This is a genomic window from Sedimentitalea arenosa (genome assembly GCF_016428585.1).
GTDB lineage: Bacteria > Pseudomonadota > Alphaproteobacteria > Rhodobacterales > Rhodobacteraceae > Sedimentitalea > Sedimentitalea arenosa.
On sequence record NZ_JAELVR010000013.1, the window covers coordinates 1 to 19,840 of the forward strand.

The 19,840-nt window shown below is 64.4% G+C and carries 19 protein-coding genes and 1 pseudogene; 3 read left to right on the forward strand and 17 right to left on the reverse strand.

Annotation, left to right across the window (positions count from 1 at the left end; genetic code table 11):
* Positions 1-123, reverse strand: a pseudogene (locus tag JF290_RS17500) (S-(hydroxymethyl)glutathione dehydrogenase); the annotation flags it as partial.
* 165 nt (positions 124-288) lie between these two features.
* On the opposite strand from JF290_RS17500, the gene JF290_RS17505 reads away from it, so the two are divergent.
* Complete coding sequence (locus JF290_RS17505; RefSeq protein WP_199026199.1) at positions 289-903, forward strand: hypothetical protein; 615 nt, start codon at positions 289-291, stop codon at positions 901-903.
* A gap of 4 nt (positions 904-907) precedes the next feature.
* On the opposite strand, the gene JF290_RS17510 is transcribed toward JF290_RS17505, so the two are convergent.
* Positions 908-1,954: a quinoprotein relay system zinc metallohydrolase 2 gene (locus tag JF290_RS17510; protein ID WP_199026200.1), complete on the reverse strand. Its 1,047-nt coding sequence runs from the start codon at positions 1,952-1,954 to the stop codon at positions 908-910.
* Between the two features lie 128 nt (positions 1,955-2,082).
* Between JF290_RS17510 and JF290_RS17515 the strand changes: the two genes are divergently transcribed.
* On the forward strand, positions 2,083-2,895 hold the full coding sequence (locus tag JF290_RS17515; RefSeq protein WP_199026201.1) for a quinoprotein dehydrogenase-associated SoxYZ-like carrier: 813 nt from the start codon (positions 2,083-2,085) through the stop codon (positions 2,893-2,895).
* 20 nt (positions 2,896-2,915) lie between these two features.
* Here JF290_RS17515 and JF290_RS17520 read toward each other — a convergent pair whose 3' ends face one another.
* The 15 genes from JF290_RS17520 to JF290_RS17590 form a co-directional block, all read right to left on the reverse strand.
* A complete protein-coding gene (locus tag JF290_RS17520; protein WP_199026202.1) occupies positions 2,916-3,266 on the reverse strand; it encodes a hypothetical protein in 351 nt (116 codons plus the stop codon).
* Positions 3,263-3,916 (reverse strand): hypothetical protein, encoded by a 654-nt coding sequence (locus tag JF290_RS17525; RefSeq protein WP_199026203.1) that lies wholly within the window; start codon positions 3,914-3,916, stop codon positions 3,263-3,265. The genes JF290_RS17520 and JF290_RS17525 overlap by 4 nt, the downstream gene beginning before the upstream one ends.
* Before the next feature lie 87 nt (positions 3,917-4,003).
* Positions 4,004-6,250 carry a hybrid sensor histidine kinase/response regulator gene (locus tag JF290_RS17530; protein WP_199026204.1) on the reverse strand — a complete coding sequence of 749 codons (2,247 nt, stop codon included), beginning with the start codon at positions 6,248-6,250 and terminating at the stop codon, positions 4,004-4,006.
* Complete coding sequence (locus JF290_RS17535; RefSeq protein ID WP_199026205.1) at positions 6,247-7,416, reverse strand: FIST N-terminal domain-containing protein; 1,170 nt, start codon at positions 7,414-7,416, stop codon at positions 6,247-6,249. Before JF290_RS17535 ends, JF290_RS17530 begins: the two co-directional genes overlap by 4 nt.
* 7 nt (positions 7,417-7,423) lie before the next feature.
* Positions 7,424-8,149, reverse strand: a complete 726-nt coding sequence (locus tag JF290_RS17540) for a response regulator (RefSeq protein ID WP_199026206.1) — start codon at positions 8,147-8,149, stop codon at positions 7,424-7,426.
* 58 nt (positions 8,150-8,207) lie between these two features.
* Positions 8,208-9,431: an urease accessory UreF family protein gene (locus tag JF290_RS17545; protein ID WP_233155512.1), complete on the reverse strand. Its 1,224-nt coding sequence runs from the start codon at positions 9,429-9,431 to the stop codon at positions 8,208-8,210.
* The gene (locus JF290_RS17550) at positions 9,425-10,114 is read right to left on the reverse strand and encodes a tetratricopeptide repeat protein (protein WP_233155519.1); all 690 of its coding nucleotides are present in this window, start codon (positions 10,112-10,114) and stop codon (positions 9,425-9,427) included. The genes JF290_RS17545 and JF290_RS17550 overlap by 7 nt, the downstream gene beginning before the upstream one ends.
* On the reverse strand, positions 10,111-11,025 hold the full coding sequence (locus JF290_RS17555; RefSeq protein ID WP_199026207.1) for a VWA domain-containing protein: 915 nt from the start codon (positions 11,023-11,025) through the stop codon (positions 10,111-10,113). The genes JF290_RS17550 and JF290_RS17555 overlap by 4 nt, the downstream gene beginning before the upstream one ends.
* A complete protein-coding gene (locus tag JF290_RS17560) occupies positions 11,022-11,972 on the reverse strand; it encodes a VWA domain-containing protein (protein ID WP_199026208.1) in 951 nt (316 codons plus the stop codon). The genes JF290_RS17555 and JF290_RS17560 overlap by 4 nt, the downstream gene beginning before the upstream one ends.
* Positions 11,965-12,336 carry a hypothetical protein gene (locus tag JF290_RS17565; RefSeq protein ID WP_199026209.1) on the reverse strand — a complete coding sequence of 124 codons (372 nt, stop codon included), beginning with the start codon at positions 12,334-12,336 and terminating at the stop codon, positions 11,965-11,967. Before JF290_RS17565 ends, JF290_RS17560 begins: the two co-directional genes overlap by 8 nt.
* Complete coding sequence (locus JF290_RS17570) at positions 12,333-13,217, reverse strand: DUF58 domain-containing protein (protein WP_199026210.1); 885 nt, start codon at positions 13,215-13,217, stop codon at positions 12,333-12,335. The genes JF290_RS17565 and JF290_RS17570 overlap by 4 nt, the downstream gene beginning before the upstream one ends.
* Entirely contained in the window at positions 13,214-14,173 is a 960-nt protein-coding gene (locus JF290_RS17575) for an AAA family ATPase (protein ID WP_199026211.1), read from the reverse strand. The genes JF290_RS17570 and JF290_RS17575 overlap by 4 nt, the downstream gene beginning before the upstream one ends.
* A 91-nt stretch (positions 14,174-14,264) precedes the next feature.
* The gene (locus tag JF290_RS17580; RefSeq protein WP_199026212.1) at positions 14,265-15,149 is read right to left on the reverse strand and encodes an isocitrate lyase/PEP mutase family protein; all 885 of its coding nucleotides are present in this window, start codon (positions 15,147-15,149) and stop codon (positions 14,265-14,267) included.
* A gap of 43 nt (positions 15,150-15,192) precedes the next feature.
* The gene (locus JF290_RS17585) at positions 15,193-16,986 is read right to left on the reverse strand and encodes a TRAP transporter permease (RefSeq protein ID WP_199026213.1); all 1,794 of its coding nucleotides are present in this window, start codon (positions 16,984-16,986) and stop codon (positions 15,193-15,195) included.
* A 70-nt stretch (positions 16,987-17,056) separates the two neighbouring features.
* Complete coding sequence (locus tag JF290_RS17590) at positions 17,057-18,007, reverse strand: TAXI family TRAP transporter solute-binding subunit (RefSeq protein ID WP_199026214.1); 951 nt, start codon at positions 18,005-18,007, stop codon at positions 17,057-17,059.
* Between the two features lie 231 nt (positions 18,008-18,238).
* On the opposite strand from JF290_RS17590, the gene JF290_RS17595 reads away from it, so the two are divergent.
* On the forward strand, positions 18,239-19,831 hold the full coding sequence (locus JF290_RS17595; RefSeq protein ID WP_199026215.1) for an ABC transporter substrate-binding protein: 1,593 nt from the start codon (positions 18,239-18,241) through the stop codon (positions 19,829-19,831).
* Positions 19,832-19,840 lie beyond the last annotated feature (9 nt).

Sequence of the window (19,840 nt, forward strand, 5' to 3'; positions counted from 1 at the left end):
GTGGCACAGCCCCGTCGCCTTGATTTCAACCAGAACCTCGCCCGCCCGCGGACCCTCGAGATTGACCTCCATCACCTCCAGCGGCTTCCCCGCCTCCATCGCAACAGCCGCTCGCGTGCGCATCCATACCCCCATCAAAGTCTTAGGCGGGCTGTGCGCCCGGTTTCAAAAGGCTACATCCCGGATGTCGCGCCGCACAATTAAGACATAGGTGTGTGTTGGCCCTGATGGACAGGCTCGGCTCAACCTATAGGATGGCAGCCGAGCGAACCGGGAGGACTCCGAACGATGCAGATCGCACGCGCCTTGACCGCCACCCTGACCGCGCTGATCCTCGGCGGCACGATGCAGGCCGCGGATTTCTCTGACCCGACATGGCCCTGCATTCAGCGCAAGGTTGGCGAGCTGTCGCTTGGCCTGATGTGGCCGCATCCGGTGCCCGAAGGCCCGCTGCCGGACGCGATCGCCGAGGACGCGACAACGCTGATCACCGCGCTGTCGCTACGCCGGGTCGGTATCGACGAAGCCAGAGTGAGGATCGCGGCCTTCGCAGATGCTCATCCCGACCTGACCCAGGATGACCTGGGCAAGGTGTTCCGCGCCGTGTTCGACCGTGTGCAGCGCGATCGTTCCGCGATCATTTCCGGGATCGAACGCTATTCTCTGAAGCAGATCGCCCTGTCGGAAGCGATCGAGGACACGCGGGTGCGGATGGACACTCTGATGAAGGCCGACGCGCCCGATTTCGACCAGGTCGACGAGCTGGAAGAGAAGCTCGACTGGGATGAACGCATCTTCCGAGACCGGGCGCAATCGCTGACCTATGTTTGCGAGACCCCGGTGCTGCTGGAACAGCGCATCTATGCGATCGGCCAGGCCTTGATGGCGCAGATACCGCAATAGGGGCTCATTCCCATTCGAGCTCGGTATAGGCGACGGTCGCGTTGCGCGCGTTGAACTGCTCGAACAGCTGCCAACGGCCCGCCTCGGAGGTTGCGATGGTATCGACCGCGATGCTGAGCGCCGCGCCGCGGTCGAGCGCCCTGCGCGTGTCCGCGATCAGAACGGACAGGTAGCGCGACAGGTCGGCGCCCCCATCTGGCCAAGGCAGCACCGGCCCGCCGTGGCCCGGCACGATCTGCGCCACTCGTTGCCCTTGCATCCTATCCAATACCGACACCCAGCCGCGCACCGAACCGTCGAGCGCCGGGGCGTGGTCGTTGAATACTAGGTCGCCGGTGAACATCACACCCGTTTCGCGATCCAGCACCGTCAGGTCGTTGGTGCTGTGGGCCGTGGGCCAGGCCATGAGTTCGAGTTCCCTGCCGCCGAGGTCGATCACCGACCGGTCAGCGACCTCAACCTCAGGCAGTACGATCTTCGAGCCGATGAACGGCGCGTCGCCGATGACACGTTCGAAGGCGGTCCGGTAACTTTCCCGCCGATCCATGAGGGCTGTGGCGAGTTTGACATGGCCGACTATTATTGCACCAACTTCTTCAAATACCGATGCCCCGAACACGTGATCAGGATGCATGTGGGTCAGGATTACATGGCTGATCGGAAGATCCGTCTGCGCCCGGATCGCGCGATAGAGCCGTTCGCCGATCACCCTTGACCCTCCCGTGTCTATGACGGCGACCGAGTCCGCACCAATCACGAACCCCGCGTTGGACACTGCCCCCACGTTGTCCGCAGCGGGTTCCGCGACTTGACCGTGAAAGACGAAAACACCGTCCGCAGCTTCGTGCACCTCCGCGACCGCGCCCAACGGAACGCAACGGGCCGTGCCCTTCGCCAAGAGGCCGGGAAAGCGGGATACAGCTCTCTCCAGGCGCTCGGACAAACCGGCCTCGCACGCCGCGCGTGTTGCGGCCTCGTAGCCGGGCAGAAGGACGTCGCGACAGGTTTCGGTCTGCGCCGCGAGACATAGCGTGACGATCAGTTCGAACATGGCTCTTCCCGTCCTTTCGACACGTTCAATCTATCAAGCTTCCGTGCGCCTAGGTTCATATCCGTAAGTCTGCGTTTCGCCTGGGCCACGATTATGGTAACTTTCGCCATCAAAGGTGGAGGTCCGTCATGAAACCACTCGTTCTCGCAATGCTTGTCGCAATGCTTGCCCAAGCTGCGCTGGCGCAGGATGGTGCGCGCGACAATCCTCTGATTGACGGGCCGACCTGGCAAGAGCTTCGCGACGATTTCGTTCCGTCCGGCACCGATGTTCGGGATGGCGCGGCGCTCTTCACCGTGGATGCACCCTATCGCGCAAACGATGCGGCCACCGTGCCCGTGGTGATCCGTCAGGTCGATCCAACGGTGACACTTAGAAAGGCGCAGGTCATCATCGACGAGAACCCCGCCCCGATGGCGGCCGATCTGACCTTCGGCGACCGGATGCAGCCAGTCGACTTCGAACTGCGGGTTCGGATCGACCAGTATTCCAACGTCCGCGTCCTGGCGACAACGGAAGCGGGCACCTTCATGTCGGGCCGTTTCGTGAAGGCGTCGGGCGGGTGTTCGGCCCCGGCCACCAAGGATCCGACCGCGGCGCTCGCGTCGATGGGACAGATGCGGCTCAAGCATTTTGACGAGTCCGACAACATGTCGGGGCAGCGGCGGGATGCGCAGATCATGATCCGCCACCCGAACTATTCAGGGTTGCAGCGCGACCAGATCACACAGCTGTTCGTCAGCGCGCATTTCATCGACTCGCTCGAGGTTTATCAGGGCGAGGAGCTGTTGTTTTCGCTCGAGGGCGGCATCTCGGTCAGCGAAAACCCGGTCTTTCGGTTCGTTTATACCGACAATGGCGCGCCGACCCTGACGGTGCGGGCGCATGACACCGAGGGCAACCTGTTCGAACAGGTCCTGCCGAAATCGGTGCAATCCTGAGGTCGCGCCGCCCGACACGATCAGAAACAGAGAATCTCGGCCTCGGCCTGTGCGCGGCGCAGGTCGGCCACGAGATTGCTGGCCATGGCAGAAGAGCGGAAGATCGATGTCCGCTCTCCCCCGACAAGCTGCATGGACAGCACCGTCTCGGCTTCGACGTATTTCTCGTACGGCAGGATCGATGCGATCACGTCGATCGAACAGGAACACTTTTCGAGCGCCCTGCGGCTCTGCCCGTTGGTGGCCATGCAGGCAAAGACGTAATCTGCCCGTGCGACGGTCGGATAGTCGTTGAATCGTTCCTCGGCCGTCTGCGCCGAAACGCCAACTGCGAGGCTCGCGGCCAGAGCAATTGTCACCGCGCGGATCATTGTGTTGTCTCGACAGCTTGCAGGGTCAGGGCATTGGTATATAGCGGCGTCTCGTCGGATTCACCGGGTACCTTTGCGACGAGGGATCCGTACCATCCTGGGATCTCCTCGGACATGGTGAAGGTCAGGGCAAGATCGCCATAGCCCTTCATCCGTTCACGGTTCTCGTCGTTCTCGAACGGATGGAGGGTCACCTCCCGCGAGGCCAGCGCGCGCCCGTCGAACCGGAACTGCGCGGCATGGATGTCAGCCTCCTGAACGAGTGCGTCCTTGATCCTGTTGCGGATGTAGAACGGGCTGCCACCGGCCTGATGCGCCACGTCACGCAGAACCGTCTCGACAAAATACATCACCACCGGGTTTCCGACCGATGCGGGGAACTGGCCGAGCCCCCGGTGCTTGCCGTCCTGAAAGAACGTGAGCCGCGCCATGTCGTCGGGCTCGAACGTCAGGTTGACCGAACCCGTATTGCGCGCCGCGCGATCGGGATCTGCGGCGATAACGACGTTGCGGTCGTAAACCAGGACCGAAGCCGTCGAAACGTCCGACAGGGTTTCGGTCTTGAAGATCAGGTCATAGGCTTCCTCGGCTTGCGCCGCCGCCTGATTCAGCGCCAGAGCCGCCACGACCGCGATCAATTTTGTTCGCATGATTGCCTCCCTTGTCGGCGACCAGCCTATGTTTTTTCCTCGCCACGTCACGGGATACTTTGGTCGGCGCGCAGGCGGTCGCGGCGATCAGGAGGACGAGGCATGTGCCAGCGTCTTCCAATCGATCAGCGACCGGAGCCGCGACAGGTTGACCGGCTTGGTCAACACCGAGAACCGATGCCGATACCCGGCTTCCTTGATGTGATCCTCGTGATTGGCGGTGATCATGATGGCGGGAATGTCGCGATCGAGCCTGTCGCGCAGCGTCAGGATCGCCTTGATCCCCGTGTCATCCCCGTTCAGGTGATAATCCGCAAGGATGATGTCCGGCGGCATCCCGATATCCTCGACCAGACCGAGCGCCTCCTGAGTGCTCTGCGCCGCAAGAACGCTGGCTCCCCAGCCCTCCAGTTTCTGAACCATCGCGAACGCAACGCCCGGATCGTTTTCGACCAACAGGATGATCAGGTCCATGTCCTCGTCGCCGTTACGCGCCGCGCTGTCCGTGCTGCCGGTCATCAGTGCGTTGGGAGCGACGACCGGCAGGGTCAGTGAAAAGACCGAACCGACCCCGGGTTTGGAGCGCACGGCGATAGGGTGGCCCAGCAGGCGGCAGGCACGGTCGACGATGGACAGGCCCAGCCCCATGCCCTGGCTGTTGTTGCCGGAGCGGTCGGCACGCGTGAACTCGCCGAAGATCAACTGCTGATCCTTGCGCGGAATCCCGACTCCGGTGTCCCAGACCTCGATCGTGGCCGTGTCACGGTGACGTCGGCAACCGACGAGGATCCGGCCCTCGTTGGTGTAGCGGATCGCGTTGTCGACGAAATTCTGCACCGACCGGGCAAGATAGCGCTGGTCGCTCTTGACCCAAAGGCTTGTCGGTACGAAGCGTAGGTCCAGTCCCTTTTCAACCGCCAGCTGTCCCAGATCCTCGTGCACGCCCTGCAAGACATCCTGCAGCGGGAAAGAGGTCACGACCAGGTTGGTATCGGTGGCTTCCAGCCGGGCAATATCCAGAAGCGCATGCAGCAGACCCTCGATCGAGCGGAACGAGCCTTCGAGCCGGCGCACGGTTTCCTCGATATCGCTTCCCACGGTGCGGTCGAGAACCGTCGAGATCAGCAGCTTGGCCGCATTGATCGGCTGAAGCAGGTCATGACTCGCCGCTGCGAAGAATCGGGTCTTCGATGTCATGGCCGTCTCGACCTCTGCCTTGGCAACGCGCAGGTCTTCCTCGACGCGGGCCTGTTCCTCGTATTGACGGCGTAGCTGAACGTTGGCCTCGGTCAGTTCCGAAGTGCGTGCCTGGACCCGCATCTCCAGCATCTCCGTGGTCTGGAATTCGACCGTCACGTCCATCACATTGACGATACATCCGCCGTCAGGCAGCGGATGCATGTCGATGTCGAGTATTCTGTCGTTCACGTGACGCACCCGCTGGCGCAGGTTTCCGGCCCGGCGCAGGAACCGGATAAGGCTGGCGAAATCGTCATGCGGCAGGTCGCCCACCAAGGCCTGCGCCTTGAGATATTCGATGATCTGACCAAAGGCCGTTCCCAATGTCGTCAGCTGGATCGGCAGGGTCAGCAGCGCCCCGAACTGTGCATTGTTGATCAGCAGCGTGCCCTCGGCGGAAAAGGTCGCAACCCCCTGCGGCATGTGATCGAAGGCTGCCTGCAGAAAATGCTCCTGCTCGTCGATCAGACGGTTCTTTTCCAGTCGGTTGTTGCGCACGACGGCGGTGATTTCGGTCTGCAGGATCACCGTGTTGTTGGACCGCGTGCGCCTTGACGTGATGACGAACCAACGGTCGTTCCGCAGACCAAGTACGAAGGGCGCCGCCGGCCCCTCACCCAATTGCAGGATCGACCGGCGCAAGCCGAACCGCGTCAGCCCGTCGCGCGGGTGGATGCTCTTGCTGCGGGCAAGCGCCTCGACATAAGCCGAGAATTCGAGGCCGGTCTCGACCAGGGATTGGACATCCGGGATCAGGTGCTTGAAGAAATCGTTGAAAACCTGCAGGCGCCCTTCGGCGAACAGCGCGAACCCGCCCTCCATGGTTTCAAGCGCGTCCTCGAGCGTTCGCTGCGTGCGGGCGCGCGCCACTTCCGAGCTTTCCAACCGGTTGCTTGCCCGTCCGAGCGTGGTCAGCGCGTCCTCGAGATCGCGCGTCTTTTCCGACACCTTGCTTTGCAAGCGGATCGCGGACTGGAACAGCGAATAGGCCGAGCCGCCCAGTTCATGCTGCTGATTGGCCCGGCGCACCAACGCATCGATGATCTTGGCCTGCCGTTGAACCTGAACCTCAAGCGGTTCGTTGGGATCAATCATGACAAGTCCGCCCGTCCCGGCGAAAAAAATGCGATCCCGACGAAGGTCTGGTTCATGTGAACGCCGCGATGTTGCTCGCCATAGGTGTTGAAGCCCAGCACACGATGGGCCGACAGAATGCGCGAGGCTTCGGCAACAAGCTGGTTCTGCTCGACCTCGAGCCGCCGCAACACGCAATCAAAGCCGAGTATGAAATCGGGTACGTGTCCGTTCCGTCCCACGCCCGAAAGCTCGGCCTCCAAGGTCTCGAGGATCGCCTTCCCCCGGCCCAGCGTCAGCACTAGGCCGTTCTCGATAGCCGACAGGAAAGCGAGGCTTTGACCATCCACGACCTGCTGGATCGCGCGCACGTGCCAGGTGTCGTGGTTACGCACCAGAACCGGGTTCTCGGCAAAGACGCGCGGCGACAGCTCCGATACGTCGTGCCCGACGAGCCGTGCGTATTCGCGTGCCGCGGGAGAACCGTTGATCTCGGTCACGATGCGGTCCTCGGGCTGCGCTTCGGTCACGACAAGCTGACGATCCGTCGGCATGAAGTGGTCGAACTCCAGTCCTGCGAATTGCAGATCGGTCTCGACCAGGATCAGAAGCGCCGCATCGGCGTGGAACTGGCCGCCATGCAGTACCAGGGTCTCGTCAAAGGCAAGCCCGTGCCCGGCCGAACCGCCGAAAGTCGGCAGGTCCCCCAGCCCCGCGTCCAGCGCCGCGACAAGAATGTCCTCCTGCTTGGAAAGCCCATCTGCGAAGGTGACCGCGAAACGGTTCCAGTTGGCGGTTTTCTGAAAACGCTCCGCCAGGGTGCGTGCCTGCAGCGCCGTCGCTTCGATCGACAGCGGCTTGAGCGGATGTATCAGGGTCGAGGAACAGCGGAAATGTCGCCGCGGAAAAGCCACCAGCAGCAGCGCGTCGTTCTGGTACCCTTTCGGCGTGATCTGGCCGGCCGTGGTGCAGCCGAACGCCGGCGTCTTGGGCAGCGATCGGTTGAGCGCCTGGGCAACCCTGTCGTGATCCAGACTGTCGGGCACGAAGACCAGCACGAAGCAGTGACCCGCCACACCGATCTGTTCTACGACCTGTTGCACCGCCGCGTCCGGATCGCTTGCATAGGACACGCCGAAGGCGACGAGTTCGGGTGACCTTATGAATCCGGGCGGCTGCACGTTCATGGCGACCTCAACTCAGCAAAGCGCGGGCGTCCTCGTCCGACATCTTGCTCCGGCTCGGAAAGCCAACCTTGTTGACCAGAACTGCCGCCTGCGTCCGGTTGCGCACCCCCAGCCGCCGCAACAGCGCCGTGATGTGCGCCTTGACCGTGGCTTCGGCCAGAGACATCTCATAGGCGATCTGCTTGTTGGGCTTGCCCGCGCAGATCAGCCCCATGATCCGCCCCTGCTGCGGGGTCAGGTCGGCGATCCTCTGGGCGATCTCCTGCACCGTTGTCGCGTCGGCGACATCGGGGCGGGCCTGGGGTCTGAAACCGTCCGGCACGACCTTGCTGCCCCTTTCGATCTTCTCCAGAGCGATGCGGAAATCCTCCTGAGAGGCACCTTTCGGCACGAACCCTGCCGCCCCCGCCTCCAGCAACATCTGGATCGTCTCGTCTGAGGAGTCCGCCGAAATCACCAACACCGGCACCTCGGGCAGACGTTCCTTGATCGCCAGGAATCCGCTCAGTCCCGTCACGTCGGGCAGCCGCAGGTCGAGCAGAACGAGATCCGGCGTTTCGCCGCCCTCGAGCAGCCGAACCGCCTCTGCCAAACTATTGGCCGAGCGCACGGATTGCGCCTGGCACCGTTCGGACAGGGTGGCCACGAGCGCATCGCAATAGAGTGGATGGTCATCGATGACGAGGATCGAGCGAATGACGATCGCATCGTCCTTCTTCTCCAAGGTCTTCATGAATGGTCCTCCCGGCTTGACGCTACCAAAACAGGCGTCGGCATGGCAAGGAAACCGATCACGTCCGCAGCTCCCCGTTTTCCGGCACGCGCCCGGCAAGGCTGCCCAGAAAAGTTCGCGTGAAGCGGCGGGTGTCAACGGACGCAGGCTCGGCAGCAAAAATATCCGTATCGAGCTGGTCCAATAGTGCCGAGCGCGTCTCATTTGACGGCGCTAGCGCGTCCAGCCGATGCGCTGCGCGACGCAAGGCGGCAAGGTCGTTGTCGCGGCTGGCCCGATGCAAGGCCTGCCGCAGCCGCAGCCGCGTCAGCCAATATCGCAAGGGGTCCAGCGTGATGCGACCGCCCGGTATACGCCCGAACAGCACCCCGGCGAGACCGGCTGCCACCGTCGTGAGAGATACAATCGCTGCGTTCAGTCGCACCGGATCGGGCGGCGCGACTTCCGGGGACGTTTCTCCCGTCAGCGTAGTGTCATAAGCCACTCGCTGCGGCGAGATCACTGCCTCGTGCATCTGGCGCGCATCGGTATCGAAATAGGTAAACCGGATCGGCTCGACGATCGCCGAGGTCGCATTGCGTGGCTTGATCGTCCAGCGCCAGAACGCGACGGACTCCGGACCCTTGGAGGTCAGATCGACAAGTCTCTTTTCGGGATGGGGGAAGATGAGCGCACTGGGCGAGGTCAGTTCAGGCATCGGCGGGATCATGTCGGGGCTGGCTCCCAGCGCCGACACCCGGACGATCCGCAGAACCCCTTCGCCCGGGGCCAACTGATCGGGCGCGTTGGACCAGTTGTCGCTGATCTGCAACCGGCGTACCGGAAACCACCAGCCCTCGGCAACGGGCGCGTCGAGGACAGTCAGACGCAACGGTTCGGATTCGATCGTATGTTCGAACCACGCGTTGTTTTCGTCCAGCAGCGTCAGGCGATGCCGGAACGGGCCGATCTCGATCTCGCCGGCCCGGTCGGGAAACAGTGCCATGCGCCGGCGCATGTTCTTGACCGATTTGCCATCCAGAGTGCTCGCATACCAGTGGTCCTCCCCAAGCTGCATCCAGTTGAACCCGTCCAGGTCAGGCTGTTGGAGCGTTTCCAGCGTGATGTGGCGCTTGTAGATCCCATGGATCGTCAACAGAACCATTTCGCCCTGATAGGGAACGTGCTCCATCTCCTCAAACGTGACGTTCAGGATCAGTTCGTCGGGCGCCACGCTACGTGTCTGGGCGTGCACGCACACAGGCAAGAGACACATCAGCGTCAGCCGGCACAGCTTCACCATGGGTCCTCCGCCTCCGGTTGCGCCCGCCCTTTGGCGAGTCGAGCTTTGCGCTCATGCGCAATGCGTTCGGCGAGAAAGGCGCCGGGCACGTCTTCGAGCGTGGCCAGCCAGCGCGGACTCGCCACAACGAAGGCATCGTCGAACACCTTGCGCACGCTTTTCTGCTCGTGGCTCTGAAGTGCAGGCAATCCGACAGTCGCGCCTGTATTGGTCACCTCGTCTCCGGTGCCCGACGCCCGCCCCGAACCGCGCCCGGTCTCGGCCTCGACGGTCACTCCGTCGCGCTCGACACCCCAGCGGACAATCGAGTCGGCGTCCAACCGTGTCGCGCCGTAGAAGGCGCGCACCAGATCGAAATTGGTCTCGGCCTGGCTGTCGGGCCGGTACGCCATTGCGATGTCATAGGCTTCAAGCGCGGCGGCGTAGTTGCCGCGCTGCGCTTCGGCGTTGCCGAGGTTGAAGGCCGCATCGGGACCCGCGCGCGAGAAACTCTCGGCTGCCTCCTCGATCCGCCCAGCCCGTGCCAGCGCGAGGCCGCTCCATTGAGCATCGGTAAGAACCTGCGCGGCAAGCGACGGCAGGCCGAGCGCCAAAAACACGCGCCCGAACGGGGCCACACCACCAAGCATCGCGGCGAGGATCGCAAGGGACAAGGCCAGCGGGAGGGCGATGCGCAGGATCATCTCGAACGCCTGCGAAACAGCCCGGCCAGCGGGACCAGCGCAAGGCACAACAGGAACCGGCCGTAGTCGGTCCAGATCGCAAGACCGAAATCCTGCGCCCTGAAGCGCGCGCCATCGCTGTCCCCCAGAAGGTCCATGAACCGGTCGATATCGGTCGCGGCCACGCGTTCGGCAGATGCACTGCGGATTAGCCGTTCGATCCCGGAGGCATCGCCGTGCTCGCTTTCCAGATGCGCTACGATCAGGCGGGCGCCCTCCGCTTTCAGGTCGCGCGCGGCGGCCAGCGCGGCGTCGTCGAGTCCGGCCCCGTCGCTGAACAGCACAACGTCTCCCGCCAGGATATCGGCCCGCGACAACATAATTGCCGCGTCCCGCAGCCCGAGCGCGGGCCGACTGCCCCTGTCCGGCACGGTGTCGCCGGTCAGGAGCGCAATGGTCTGGCCCAACGGGCGATGATCTGTCGTCAGGGTCGCCGCCTCGTAGCTGTCCCCGGCAAAGACGATCAGGGCGGCGGGCCGCGTGGCCAGCACGCTCAGGCCCGCGCGCGCCAGCGTCACCACTTCGTGCCAACGCGGATCGCGGGTCATCGAAGGCGAAACGTCCATCACGAACACTACACCATCGAGGTTGCGAAAACTCTGCCCCTCGCCGATTTGCACGGCCGGCCCGGTCAACGCCACCCCCACTACACCGGCGGCGAGAAACGCCGCAAGGCCCGCGCCACGGCGGCCGGACCGTTCGATGCGCCCCAGCCGGTCCATCGCCTGCATCAGGTGTGCATCGATAGCGCGGGACCAGTCGCCCAGCTCGCCCCGCCGGCGATGCGACCACCACGCCAATGCCACCACCAGAGGAACCGACAGCAGCCAGTAGGGGCGCAACAGAGCGAAGGTGTCGAGCGCGTCGATCATGCGTCGCGCCACCCGATCCAGAGGCACCCCAGCCCCGCCGCCACCGCCGGCCAGACCCAGAGATCGCGATAGACCTCGGCGGCAAGTCCGGCACGCGCGGTCGGTTCGAGCCGGTCGATCTCCTCCACCACGGCGCGCAGATCCTCGGTGGTGCGTACGCGAAACATCTCGCCCCCGCTGAGGTCGGCCACGGCGGCGAGCGTCACCGTGTCGACCGCACCGCGTTCATCCGGATCGTCGGCGAGATCCACCGGACTCATCGCGATGGTGTGAATCCGCACGCCACGTTCCGCCGCCAGCTTGGCCACATCGCGCGGCGTCGCCGCGCCGGCGTTGTTGGCCCCGTCCGACAGCAGGATAACCACCTGGCTTTCCGCCTCAGAGGTCTCGAACCGCTTGAGCGCGAGCCCCAGCGCGTCGGACATGTTCGTGGCACGGCCAGAAATTCCGATCACCATGCCTTCGACGGTTTCGGCGACCGCGTCGACATCAAAGGTCAGCGGCGCCGCAACGTAGGCGTCGGAGCCGAATACGACAAGGCCAACCCGGTCGCCGCCGCGCCCTCGCACGAAGGACGCGCCGACGTGTTTCAGGGCATCCAGACGCGCGACCTGGCGCTGGTCGATCACGAAATCATCGCGCACCATCGATCCCGACAGGTCCAGCGCCAAGATCAGATCACGCCCGGAGATCGGCAAACCCTGCACCGGCAAAACCTGGCGTGGCCCGGCAAGCGCCAGAACCAGCAGTCCCCAGACCAGCATTGGCACCGCGAATGAGCCGATCGCGCCCGTGCCGCGCGTCACCGCGCCGATCAGGATGCGCCGTCCGACCCCCTCTGGCACCAGCAACCCTGCCCCACGCGCACGGCGTGGCGGCGCAAGCAGAAGGATGAGTGGCGGAACGAGCAGCAGGACGAAGGCCCAAGGCGTCGCGAAGTCAGACATGACGACGCACCCTGTCCTCGAGGTCGGCCAGGGCCAGCGGCGCATCGCGGCGATAGAGCTGGTCGCGCAAGGCCCTCACCGCATCGGGATCATGCTCGCGCAGCAGGTGCAACAACGCCACGGTGCGGTCCGCCTCTGGCAACCGGTCAAGCGCGTCGAGCCGGTCTGCCAAAGACGGCTGCCGCGCGGCGGGATGAGGCCGGCTGACCAGCGAGAACAGCAGCGCCAGCACGCAGCCCGCCAGCAGGCCGACCGCACCGGCGGCGGCAAGGTCGGCCAGCAGCCCGCCCGGAGCGGCATCCGGCAACCGCATGCCGTGCAGACCGGCAATCAGATCGTCATGGGTGAGAGCCGAGTCCGTCATGCCGCCGTCCCACGCAGGGCTTCGGGCATGACGCTGCCCGCGTCGAGGAACGCGACCGGCCAGTCGTTCAGCACTTCGATCTGCGGCGCTCCAGCCTCGGCCGCACCGCCGTAGCGCAGCGGCATCATCCCGCCATCTGCCCGCACCACCGGGTAGGAACCCGCCGGCAGGCGGTCGAGACCGGCATCGCCGACCAAAAGGCATCGCAGGTTTCGGTGGCGCGACAGTTCGCCCAGCACGCTGTCGAGATCCGCTCCGGGCGTGTCCAGCGAACTTGCCAGCAGCACTTCTGAACCGCGCGGCACCAACTTGTCGAGCCCGGTCAGGCTGTTGTCGAGTGGCGGATCTGCAAGCCCGCGTGGCGCCGCGTCTATCGCGACCCGGTGCGCACGCACCAGCCCGCCGATCACCGCCAGCATCCCGCTCACGCGACCTCGGGACGGCACGTGCACCCGCTCTCCGGCGGTGATCGCCAGAAGACCGACCCGCCCGCCGCTGTCGACCGTCTGCCAACCCAGCCACGCCAACGCCTCGGCCGCGGCGACCGAGCGGAGAGCCCGCCGCATCCCCCAGAGCATGCAGGGCCGGAAATCCGCGATCAGGAAGCGTACGCGGTCGCGCTCTTCGTGATAAGTGCGGATGTGCAACTCACCGGTCCGGGCGGTGGCGCCACGATCAACGTGGCGCAACTCGTCACCCGGCATGTAGAGTCGACTGTCCGCGATGATCTGACCGTTGCCGCGACGCGATATCGCGAAACCGCCGGGAAGCGCACTGGTGCCGCCGCCCTCGGCAAGATGCCGGCGCGCACCGTGGCGCAGAGCGATCAGGCTGTCGGCCGTGACGGACACCCCATCGCCGACACCGGCTGCCGCACTCACAGCGGTTCGGTCGCCGCGAGGATGTCGGCGATCATGTCCCGTGACGTCCGCCCCTGCGACGTGGCCTTCCAGCTGAGCGACATGCGGTGGGCCAGCGCGTCGGATGCGACCGCCTGCACGTCCTCGGGCACCGCGTGATCGCGGCCACGCAGATAGGCCCGTGCCTTGGCGGTCGCCGCGACCGCAAGCGATCCGCGCGGCGAAACGGCGTGTTCGATATCCTCGGCGAACTGCGAACTGCGCGTCGCGACCACCAGCCGAACGATGTAGTCCCTCAGCGCAGGCGACAGGTGCACGGCGGCGGCCTGTTTCTGCGCTAGGCGGACCGTATCGAGCCCGACCTCGGGTGGAGCGGACACCCCGTTCACGCTCTCGTCCATGACGAGGTCGAGAATACGCCGCTCGGTTTCAAGATCGGGCTGTGTCAGGTTGACGTGCAGCATGAACCGGTCGAGCTGCGCCTCCGGCAGCGGAAACGTGCCTTCGTGCTCGATCGAGTTCTGGGTGGCGACGACGAGAAAGGGATCGGGCAGCGCGTGGGTTTCGCCCGCGCTTGTCACCTGCCGTTCGGCCATCGCCTCGAGCAGGGCCGATTGCACCTTGGGCGGTGCGCGGTTGATTTCGTCGACCAGCACGAGGTTGTGAAACACCGGCCCCTGCGCAAAGCCGAAACTGCCCGTGTCCGGGCGGAACACGTCGGTTCCCGTGAGGTCGGAGGGCAGCAGGTCGGGTGTACACTGGATCCTTGCGAAACTACCGCCGAGCGCCGCACTCAGCAGCTTGACCGCCCGCGTCTTGGCCAAGCCCGGTGCGCCCTCGATCAGCAGATGCCCCCCGGACAGCACGCCGAGCAAGAGCCGTTCGATCAGAACCTCGCTCCCGACCAGCCCGCGCGACAGGGCCTCTGTCAAACGGGCGATGGCATCGCCGGCCTCCGGTGTATGATCTTCGGCCAACAGATCCTCCCAAATCCGTCCTCCCCGATCCCAAGGGATCAGGCCCACACTCTGACCGGGAAAGCCGTGCGCGACCACCTAGCCCAAAGTCTCAATCCCGGTCTGATGGGCCGGGGCGCGACGAACTCTCGTAGGCGGAGGAGGTTTCGTAGTAGTCATCGAACCCGATGCGTCTGCGCAGGTCGCCGAACGGCATCAGCAACTCATCGCGCGGATGATCCGCCGCCAGCGCGGAAAGGGCCGCGTCCATCGCGCGCATCGCCGCCGACATCAGGGTCAGCGGATAGGCCGCGATCGAGAAGCCGATCTCCTTCAACTCGGCCTGCGTCAGGTCGGGCGTCGCGCCGCCTTCCAGCATGTTGGCCATCTTGGCACCGGGAAGTTCGTCACAGATCTGACTCATCTCCGTTTCCGAACGCGGTGCCTCGACGAACAGGATATCGGCGCCCAACTCGTGAAACGTCGCCGCCCGGTCGATGGCTTCGGCCAGCCCGTGATCATGGCGGGCATCGGTCCGCGCAAGGATCAGGATGTCGGACTCCGCACGGGCATCAACCGCCGCGCGAATCCGGTCGAAGGCCTCGTCGCGCGTCACCACCGCCTTGCCCGGCGTGTGGCCACAGCGTTTGGGGGCCAACTGATCCTCGATCATCACGGCGGCGCATCCGGCCCGCGCAAACCCCTGAACCGTGCGGCGCACGTTCATCGCGTTGCCATACCCCGTGTCGCCATCGGCGATCAGCGGAATCGTGACCGCCTCGCGAATGTTGCGCGCGCTGTCGAGCACCTCGCCATAGGACATGAGGCCGAGGTCGGGCGCCCCGATCCGCGCGGCGGAGGCCGCGAACCCCGACATGAATGTCAGGTCGAAGCCGGCCTGCTGGATCATCTTGGCCGACAACGCGTCAAAGCAGCACGGCATGACGAGCAACCGCTCCTCGCTCAGCAGCGCGCGAAGTGTGTCGGGTGGAGTCATGGTGCGTTTCCTTTCTTGCGGGCGACGGAATTCGACATCGCTCTCACAGAAGCACACCGGACATCGCAATGGCCAGACCGACCGCGCCGGCGCCGAACTTGCTGGGCCAGCTGCGCAAGGCGATCAGGCCATAGCTCAGCACCCACAGCCCGAGAGCCAGCCTGGCGCAGGCGAAAAGCGCCGCGCCCGGTGCCTCGGCAAGACGCAAGATGTTCGGGTTGGCGATCATCCCGAGCGGAATGACGTAGAGGCCGATCCCCAGTGCCATCGCGGTGAGCGCGACCTTGATCCAGTTCTCGCCGATCATGCCCGCCGCGATGAAAACAGCGCCACAAACCGGTGGCGTGATGGTGGACAGCAGCGCGAACCAGAAGACGAACAGATGCGCCTGGAGCGGCTCCAGCCCCTGCTGGATCAACGCAGGCCCCGCAACCGAAACACAGATCACGTAGGCCGCGGTGGTCGGCACCTCCATGCCCAGTACGAGGCAGGCAATGGCGGTCAGCAAAAGCGTCGGCCACAGCATGCCGCCCGAACCCGACAGGATCAGCGAGGTGATCTTGACCCCCAGCCCGGTGATCGACAGCACGCCGATGATGATCGAGGCGCAGAAGATGATCGACGCAATCATCGCGATCTGCCGTGCTGCGGTCAGCAGGGCGGATGAAATGCGGTCGCCGATCTGTGCCGGGGAGCACAGCCCCGTCCGGGTGAACCCCAACAGGCAAGCGCCGGCAAGGATCGCCAGGCAGGCGGCGTATTGCGGCGTGTACCCCCCCACGAACATGCCCCAGAGCAGTACCGAGAAAGGGACAAGGAAAAAACCCGAGGTGATCAGCACGTCGCGCGCGGGCGGGCTGTCCTCCGGCGCGATGCCGCGCAGATCGAACCGGCGCGCATAGGCATTGATACCAACCCAGACCGCGAAAAAATAGAGCAGCGCCGGCAGGATCGCCGCGGCCATGATGCCGGTATAGGGCACCCCGGTCAGCTCGACCATGACGAAGGCGCCGGCCCCCATCAGCGGCGGCATGATCTGACCACCCGAGCTTGCGACCGCCTCGACGGCCGCAGCCAGCCGCTTGGGATAGCCCAGCCGCGTCATCGCCGGAAGTGTGATCGCACCGGTCGAAGCCACGTTGGCCGAGGCCGAGCCCGAGATCGACCCGAAGAGTGCGGAAGAGATCACCGAGACCTTGGCTGCGCCTCCCTTCAGGTGCCCCGCCGCCGCGGCAGCCACGTTCATGAATCCCTGCCCCGCTTCGCCTGCGTTCAGCACCGCGCCGAAGATCACGAAGATCGCGACGACGCCGACGGACACGGCAGTCAGGCTGCCCCAGATGCCGCCCTCGGCGATCGTCAACGTGCCGAGAAAGCTCGCCATCGGTGTACCGGAATGGCCGAACTCGCCGGGGATATGCACCCCCCAGACGGCGTAAGCCAATGCTGCCACCGCGACCAGCGGCAGCGGCCAGCCGATCGCTCGGCGGGCGGCCTCTATGACACAGGCCAGCAGAACGATGGCGACGGCGACCTGGAAATCGGTTTCGAGGAACCCGTATTGGTCGCCCAGCATATCGTGATTGACCGCGACCCAGAGCGCCGCCGCCACGCCAAGCGTCGCCAGAGCGATGCCGGTGACGCGCTCCCATTGGCCCTTCGCATCGAACACGAAGACCCAAGGCAACACGAAAGCCAGATGCAGAGGACGGCTGACGAGATTGGGGACGAGACCCCAGAAGATCAGCCCGATGTGAAAAGCCACCATCGCCGCCGCGAGACCCAGCCACCCGGCACGGGCCAGGGTCGACGCGGCGTCGCGGTTGATTTCAGTCATGTTGGAGAATCCTGCCGAAGAGCCGGAGCGGCGAAACCCTCCGCCGCTCCCTACTATTCAGGGCCGCACGCTATTTCTGTGCGTCGGTCAGTTCGATACCCGCCTCGGCATAGTATCGCTGCGCGCCGGGATGGATGGTGGTCGTGATGTTCGCCATCAGGTCTGTATCGACCCCGTTCCACCAGGCAGCACCTTCGCTCATCTTGGCCTTCTGCTCCCAGAACGTACGGGTGAGTTCATAGGCCGTGTCGTCATCCATCTTTGTCGTGGTGAACGCGGCGACCGGCAGCGATGTGGTGACGATGTCACTGTCCTGCCCGGCATAGGTCCCGGCGGGAATGACGAGTCGGGCCCGCTTGGTGGCGGCGATCTGCTCGTCGCTCAGCGACAGGATCTCGACCCCGGTCGAGGCCGCCGCCTCGATCACGTTCGGCGCCGGCCACGACCCCGCGGTGACGAATCCGTCGATCTGGCCGTTCTTCAGCGCGGCGACGGCGCCTGACAATTCCACGTCCGCCACCTCGACCTTGCCCTCCAGCCCGAAGAGGCCGAGATATTTCTCGCCCTCGGTGGCACCGAAACTGCCCTTGCCCAGAAGGATCGTCTTGCCTTCCATGCCGGCGAAATCGGTGGCTCCCGATGCTTCGGACATCACGAAATGCATGGTCAGCGAGGGAATCGGGAACAGCGCCCGGATCTCGTCGAAAGCCGGGTCGCCCTTGCCTTCGAACATCGCCTTTCCACCCTGTGCGAGGCCGACCAGCGCAGGCGGCGTGGTAAAGACGTAATCACCGCCGCGCGCCTTCACCTCCATCACGTTCTGTACCGAGCCCTGGCTTTCCTCGACGGTGACAATAATCTCACCCCCTGTGCCCGCCTTCATCGCCTCGGCGATCTGCACCCCCATCTGGTAGTAGGACGACGCGGCCTTGGCCGACTTGTAGGTGACGCGCGTTTCGGCATAGGCCGGGGCCGCGACCAACAGCGCTGCGGCGAGCGCGGGTTTCAGAAATCGGATCATGTCTCTCTCCCTGTTATGCGTTGCGATCTGTCTATCAGGGATCGCGGAGACGTCGAATCCAAAATCCCTGGTCCCACCTGGTCCGGTGGTCCCGGTGCACCCGCCGTCACCTCTTTTCTCTTCCGGACGAAAATGTCAGGGTATGCGGCAGGCAGCGCGCGCGCCGTTTCGCCGCGCGTTGTTCAATTGCACACGTCGAGACTGCAAACGACGTGAAAATGGGAGACTTACATGAAACTGAAATCATACCTAGCGGCAGGGGCGACGGCGCTCGCGCTTTGCGCGGGTTCGGCCTCGGCGCAGGCACTGGTCTACTGCTCGGAAGGTTCGCCCGAGGGCTTTGACCCCGCGCTCTACACCGCAGGCACCACCTTCGATGCGTCGAGCCACCCGATCTACAACCGCCTGACCGAGTTCAAGGTCGGCACCACCGAGGTGATCCCCGGTCTCGCCGAGAGCTGGGAAGTGTCCGATGACGGCATGACCGTCACGTTCAAGCTGCGCCAGGGCGTCAAGTTCCACTCCAACGACTCGTTCACGCCGACCCGCGACTTCAACGCCGACGACGTGATCTTCTCGTTCGACCGTCAGGGCAACCCCGACCACCCGTTCCACACGGTCTCGGGCGGTACCTGGGAGTACTATGGCGGCATGTCGATGCCCGAACTCGTCAAGAGCATCGAGAAGGTCGACGACTATACCGTCCAGTTCAACCTGACCCGTCCCGAAGCGCCCTTCATCGCCAACATGGCGATGGATTTCGCTTCGATCGTGTCGGCGGAATACGCCGAGGCAATGATGGACGCCGGCACGCCGGAAATGGTCAACCAGGCGCCGATCGGCACCGGTCCATTCAAGTTCCAGGCCTACCAGAAGGACGCCGTGATCCGCTATCTGCGCAACGACGACTACTGGGGCGAGCCGGCCAAGGTCGAAGCCCTGATCTTCGCGATCACACCCGATGCCAGCGTGCGCTACCAGAAGGTGCAGGCAGGCGAATGCCACGTGATGGCCTATCCGAACCCGGCCGACATCGAAGAGATGAAGTCCAACGAGGATATCGTCGTGATGGAGCAGGAAGGCCTGAATGTCGGCTACCTGGCCTACAACACCACCATGCCGCCCTATGACAATCCCAAGGTGCGCAAGGCGCTGAACATGGCGATCGACAAGCAAGCGATCATCGACGTGGTGTTCCAGGGGTCGGGCCAGATCGCCAAGAACCCGATCCCGCCGACCATGTGGTCCTACAACGATTCCATCGAGGATGACCCGTATGATCCCGAAGCGGCCAAGGCGATGCTCGCGGAAGAAGGCGTCACCGATCTCAACATGAAGATCTGGGCGATGCCGGTGCAGCGTCCCTACAACCCGAACGCCCGCCGCATGGCCGAACTGATGCAGGAAGACTTTGCCAAGATCGGCGTCACGGTCGAGATCGTTTCCTACGAATGGGGCGAATACCTGTCGCGCTCGCGCGCGCTGGACCGCGACGGCGCTATTCTGCTGGGCTGGACCGGTGACAACGGCGATCCGGACAACTTCCTGGCCGTGTTGCTGGGCTGCGACGGGCGCGAGAACTCGAACCGCGCGCAATGGTGCCACGAGCCCTTCGAGGAGCTGATCCAGAAGGCCAAGGTGCTGCCGACGCAGGCCGAACGTGCGCCGCTGTATGAAGAAGCTCAGGTGATCTTCAAGGAGCAGGCCCCCTGGGCGACCATCGCGCATTCGGTCGTCTACATGACCATGCGCCCCGAGGTCGACGGTTATGTCGTGCACCCGCTGGGTGGGCACATCTTCAACCAGGTTGGCCTGTCCAACTGATCCATCGGG

What these genes read in the sequence shown, in the direction of transcription:
- JF290_RS17505 (WP_199026199.1), top strand. Translation starts at nt 289, where the DNA reads ATGCAGATCGCACGCGCCTTGACCGCCACCCTGACCGCGCTGATCCTC.
- JF290_RS17510 (WP_199026200.1), bottom strand. Translation starts at nt 1,954, where the DNA reads ATGTTCGAACTGATCGTCACGCTATGTCTCGCGGCGCAGACCGAAACC.
- JF290_RS17515 (WP_199026201.1), top strand. Translation starts at nt 2,083, where the DNA reads ATGAAACCACTCGTTCTCGCAATGCTTGTCGCAATGCTTGCCCAAGCT.
- JF290_RS17520 (WP_199026202.1), bottom strand. Translation starts at nt 3,266, where the DNA reads ATGATCCGCGCGGTGACAATTGCTCTGGCCGCGAGCCTCGCAGTTGGC.
- JF290_RS17525 (WP_199026203.1), bottom strand. Translation starts at nt 3,916, where the DNA reads ATGCGAACAAAATTGATCGCGGTCGTGGCGGCTCTGGCGCTGAATCAG.
- JF290_RS17530 (WP_199026204.1), bottom strand. Translation starts at nt 6,250, where the DNA reads ATGATTGATCCCAACGAACCGCTTGAGGTTCAGGTTCAACGGCAGGCC.
- JF290_RS17535 (WP_199026205.1), bottom strand. Translation starts at nt 7,416, where the DNA reads ATGAACGTGCAGCCGCCCGGATTCATAAGGTCACCCGAACTCGTCGCC.
- JF290_RS17540 (WP_199026206.1), bottom strand. Translation starts at nt 8,149, where the DNA reads ATGAAGACCTTGGAGAAGAAGGACGATGCGATCGTCATTCGCTCGATC.
- JF290_RS17545 (WP_233155512.1), bottom strand. Translation starts at nt 9,431, where the DNA reads ATGGTGAAGCTGTGCCGGCTGACGCTGATGTGTCTCTTGCCTGTGTGC.
- JF290_RS17550 (WP_233155519.1), bottom strand. Translation starts at nt 10,114, where the DNA reads ATGATCCTGCGCATCGCCCTCCCGCTGGCCTTGTCCCTTGCGATCCTC.
- JF290_RS17555 (WP_199026207.1), bottom strand. Translation starts at nt 11,025, where the DNA reads ATGATCGACGCGCTCGACACCTTCGCTCTGTTGCGCCCCTACTGGCTG.
- JF290_RS17560 (WP_199026208.1), bottom strand. Translation starts at nt 11,972, where the DNA reads ATGTCTGACTTCGCGACGCCTTGGGCCTTCGTCCTGCTGCTCGTTCCG.
- JF290_RS17565 (WP_199026209.1), bottom strand. Translation starts at nt 12,336, where the DNA reads ATGACGGACTCGGCTCTCACCCATGACGATCTGATTGCCGGTCTGCAC.
- JF290_RS17580 (WP_199026212.1), bottom strand. Translation starts at nt 15,149, where the DNA reads ATGACTCCACCCGACACACTTCGCGCGCTGCTGAGCGAGGAGCGGTTG.
- JF290_RS17585 (WP_199026213.1), bottom strand. Translation starts at nt 16,986, where the DNA reads ATGACTGAAATCAACCGCGACGCCGCGTCGACCCTGGCCCGTGCCGGG.
- JF290_RS17590 (WP_199026214.1), bottom strand. Translation starts at nt 18,007, where the DNA reads ATGATCCGATTTCTGAAACCCGCGCTCGCCGCAGCGCTGTTGGTCGCG.
- JF290_RS17595 (WP_199026215.1), top strand. Translation starts at nt 18,239, where the DNA reads ATGAAACTGAAATCATACCTAGCGGCAGGGGCGACGGCGCTCGCGCTT.